We start from the raw sequence: 3,591 nt of genomic DNA on the forward strand, positions 1-3,591 counted from the left end.
CCAGGCGGTGCGGGAGCCCCGCGAGGACGTGCCGGAGCGCCGCCGCCCGATCGCCGCCGACGACCGCGACGCGTCGTTCCGACGGTTCCATACGCGAGAGGTGTGGCCGGGGCGGGTGAAAACCTCCCGGTTCGCGGCGGGGGGCCGTCCTTAGAACGGCCAGTCGCCCGTGATCTTCATGCCGGTCGCCTTGCCCTCGCGTTCGAGCGCCGCCGCGAGCTCGTCGCGGTCCCGGCGCTCCGTCGTCACCGACTCGTCCGCGAGCTCGGCGACGAGGTCGGTCAGCAGGATGGCCTGCTCGCGGAGGTTCCGCGACTCCAGCTTGTCGAGCGTGTCGGCACCGGTGTGGCCCCACCCGCGGCCGCGCCCCGCCGTCTCGCCGGAGACCATGTACCCCGGAATCCCGCGCTCGACGAACGGCCAGTGGTCGCTGTGGGGAACCAACTCCTCGCCGAGCGAGACCGGGTGATCGAAGCGGTCGCTCACGCGCTCCGCGGCGGCCTCCAGCGCGTCGAAGCCGTGGTGGTCGAGCTTCAGGGTGCGGCCGAACACGTTGCTGTCGACGTTGACGACGGCCGCGACTCGGTCGGGGTCGACCCCGTCCGCGAACAGCGAAGAGCCGACGAGCCCGACCTCCTCCGCGCCGAAACCGACGAACCGGACCCGCCGGTCGAGCTCCGCCTCCCGGGCGGCGAGCGCGTTCGCGACCTCGACGATCGTCGCCGTGCCGGCGCCGTTGTCCATCGCGCCCTGCGAGATGTCGTGGGCGTCGACGTGCGAGGAGACGACGAGGTACTCGTCGGTGTCGGGGCCGAGCTCGGCGACGGCGTTCCCGCTCGTCGCCTCGGGGGTCTCGCAGTCGACGACGACGGTCAGCTCGTCGCCCTCATGTCGGCGGGAGAGCCGCGCACCGGCCTCCTTCGAGACGCCGACCGCGGGGATGTCTCCGACGGGCGCGTCCGCCGTCCCGACACTGCCGGTCGGCGGGAGCGTCCCCTCGACGTGGTTCGCGAAGACGAAGGCGGCGGCGCCGGCCTCGACGGCGTGGTAGTACTTCTCGCGGCGGTGGACGAACCTGTCGACGGAGTCGGGCGTGTCCGAGGAGACCATCACGACCTTTCCGTCGAGGTCGGTCTCGAAGTCCTCGGGGACGCCGTAGCCGAGGTCGACGAACTCGCCGGTCGCCTCGCCGCTCGGGCTCCGCGGGAGCGCGATACAGGCGTTCATGCCGCTCGCGACGAGGTCGGCGGCGGCGCGGATCGCGCTGTCGCCGCGCTCCCACCCCTGTAGCTGAAACGCCTCGATCCGGGCGTCGCGCGCGCCGGCCTCCGCCAGCGCGTCGCGCGTCAGTTCGAGCCCCTCGCGCTCGCCGTCGGTGCCGGCCATCCGGCTCCCGACGTCGACGAGGGCTTCGAGGTGACTCCAGCCGGCGTCGCTGGTGAACGTGTCGCCGATCCAGTCAGTCATGGCTGAGAGTTCGACGGCGGCGGGTCAAGCGTTTCGGTGGCGGCGGCCGGTGCCGGGGGATATAACTCGGAGGAGTCGCTCAGATGCCGGGAACGATCGGGAGGAGGGCCGCCGCCGCCTCCGCGGCCTCGAACGTCGAGTCGTAGACGTGGTTCAGCAGGAGGTAGGTGACGACGCCGAGCACGAGCGAGATGAGCCACGCGCTCGCGGCGATTCGACCGACCCGCCGGTGTGGCGTCTCGTTCCGGAGCTCCCGCTCCGTGTGCGTGAGCCCGAGGACGATCGCGTAGAGGACGACCGGCACGGAGACGATCGAGAGCAGGATGTGGACCGCGAGCATGACGAGGTACGCGTAGTACGCCGGGTCGGGCCCGACGAACAGCTTCGTCCCGCCGCCGGCGACCTTCGGGAGGTACATGCCGAGGAAGAGGAGAATGAGGACGAACGAGGTCGTCATCGCGGCGGCGTGTCGCTTCACCTCGTCGTTGCGGATCCAGTACCATCCGAGCGAGAGGGTGACGATCGTGGTGGTGTTGACGGCGGCGATACCGTGTGCGAGCAGATCGACGGTGCCGCGGGTCAGCGTCGGGAACAGCGCCTGAAACTCGGGGATGAGGAAGACGCCGCCGACGGCCCCGTAGCCGACGATCGTGAGGAGCACGGTGATCGCGCCGGCCCGCTCTTTGGCCAGGTCGCGAACGCTGGCGGTGGACATATCGGACGGAGGGAACGGAGCGATAAGTCGGCTTCGGGTGCTCCCGTCGGTCGGGGCGGTCTGCGCTCAACCTATCGTTCGATGGCCCCGGTCGCGCTCGCGACCTATCGTTCGATGACCCCGGTCGCGCGCTACCTATCGTTCGATGACCCCGGTCGCGCTCGCGACCTCGATCGCGGCCTCTTGGTTGATCCCGCCCTGGAGGATCGTGTAGCGGTCGCGGATCTCGTGGGCGGTCGTGAGCGCGGCGAGCAGCTCCTCGTCGTTGACGCCGAGCTCGGCGGCGGTCGTCGGAGCGTCGAGCTCCGCGAGCGCCTCGCGGATCGCGCTCCACCGACCGTTCTCGCCGCTGTGGAGGTACTCCGTCATGATCGAGGCGACGCCGACCTGGTGTCCGTGGAGCGCCTTACCGGGGGCGATCCGATCGAGCTGGTGAGAGATGAGGTGCTCCGCGCCGGAGGCGGGCCGCGAGGAGCCCGCGATCGACATCGCGACGCCGGAGGAGACGAGCGCCTTCACGACGACCCACGAGGACTCTTCGAGGCCGGGCCGGATCATGTCGGCGTTCTCGACGAGCAGCTCCGCGGTCATCTCCGAGAGCGCGCCGGCGTACTCGCTGTACTCGACGTTGCGGAGCCGCTGGGCGAGCCGCCAGTCCTTCACCGCGGTGTAGTTGGAGATGATGTCGGCACAGCCCGCGGTGGTGAGCCGCCACGGGGCGTTCGCGAGGAGCGTCGTGTCCGCGACGACCGCCAGCGGTGGGTCGGCCGCGACCGAGTGGCGCGTGTCGCCCTCGGGGATCGAGGAGCGCCCGGAGACGATCCCGTCGTGGGAAGCGACCGTGGGGACGGAGACGAAGCCGACGTCGAGGTGGTCGGCGGCCATCTTCGCGATGTCGATCGGCTTCCCGCCGCCCAGCGCGATCAGGTAGCCGGGGTCGACCGCTTCGGCGGTCTCGGTGAGCTCCTCGACCGCGTCGAAGGAGGCGTCCTCGACGACGGCGGTCGCCGGGTCGTCGAACTGGGCGCGCACCCGGTCGCCGGCGATCTCGTTCGGTGTCGGGCTGGTGACGATCAGCGGCCGCCCCGTGAGGTACAGCTCGCCGACCGCCGCGCCGAGGTCGTCGATCACCTCGTGACCGACGAGCACGTTTCGCGGGAGCTTGATCCACGTGGACTTCTCGAACATACCGGGCGGTCGCGCTCGCGGGGCAAAGCCGTTGCCCATGAGCCCGGCACCCGGGAGTGCGACCGTGGCGCTGTACCGCGGCGGCTACGCCGCAAGCGTCGCCAGCGTCGTGGCCGCGTCGTACAGGAAGAAGACGCCGAACCCGGCGAGCACGGCCGCCGCCGCGACCGCGCCGACCGGCGCGAGCGACGCGGGCCGGGTCGCGGCGGCGCCGAGCACGG

General features: G+C 71.3%; 3 protein-coding genes and 1 pseudogene. All 4 read right to left on the reverse strand.

Annotation, left to right across the window (positions count from 1 at the left end):
* Positions 1 to 150: 150 nt before the first annotated feature.
* Positions 151 to 1,467, reverse strand: coding sequence for a M28 family metallopeptidase (locus OQF71_RS14150; protein WP_280588454.1), 1,317 nt, complete (start codon positions 1,465 to 1,467; stop codon positions 151 to 153).
* 79 nt (positions 1,468 to 1,546) lie between these two features.
* Complete coding sequence (locus OQF71_RS14155) at positions 1,547 to 2,182, reverse strand: DUF420 domain-containing protein (RefSeq protein ID WP_280588455.1); 636 nt, start codon at positions 2,180 to 2,182, stop codon at positions 1,547 to 1,549.
* Positions 2,183 to 2,317: 135 nt separating this feature from the next.
* Positions 2,318 to 3,370, reverse strand: a complete 1,053-nt coding sequence (locus tag OQF71_RS14160) for an NAD(P)-dependent glycerol-1-phosphate dehydrogenase (RefSeq protein WP_280588456.1) — start codon at positions 3,368 to 3,370, stop codon at positions 2,318 to 2,320.
* Between the two features lie 84 nt (positions 3,371 to 3,454).
* Positions 3,455 to 3,591: pseudogene (locus tag OQF71_RS14165) on the reverse strand (LysE family translocator); the annotation flags it as partial.

The organism is Halorubrum sp. Boch-26 (assembly GCF_029889805.1).
Taxonomy (GTDB): domain Archaea; phylum Halobacteriota; class Halobacteria; order Halobacteriales; family Haloferacaceae; genus Halorubrum.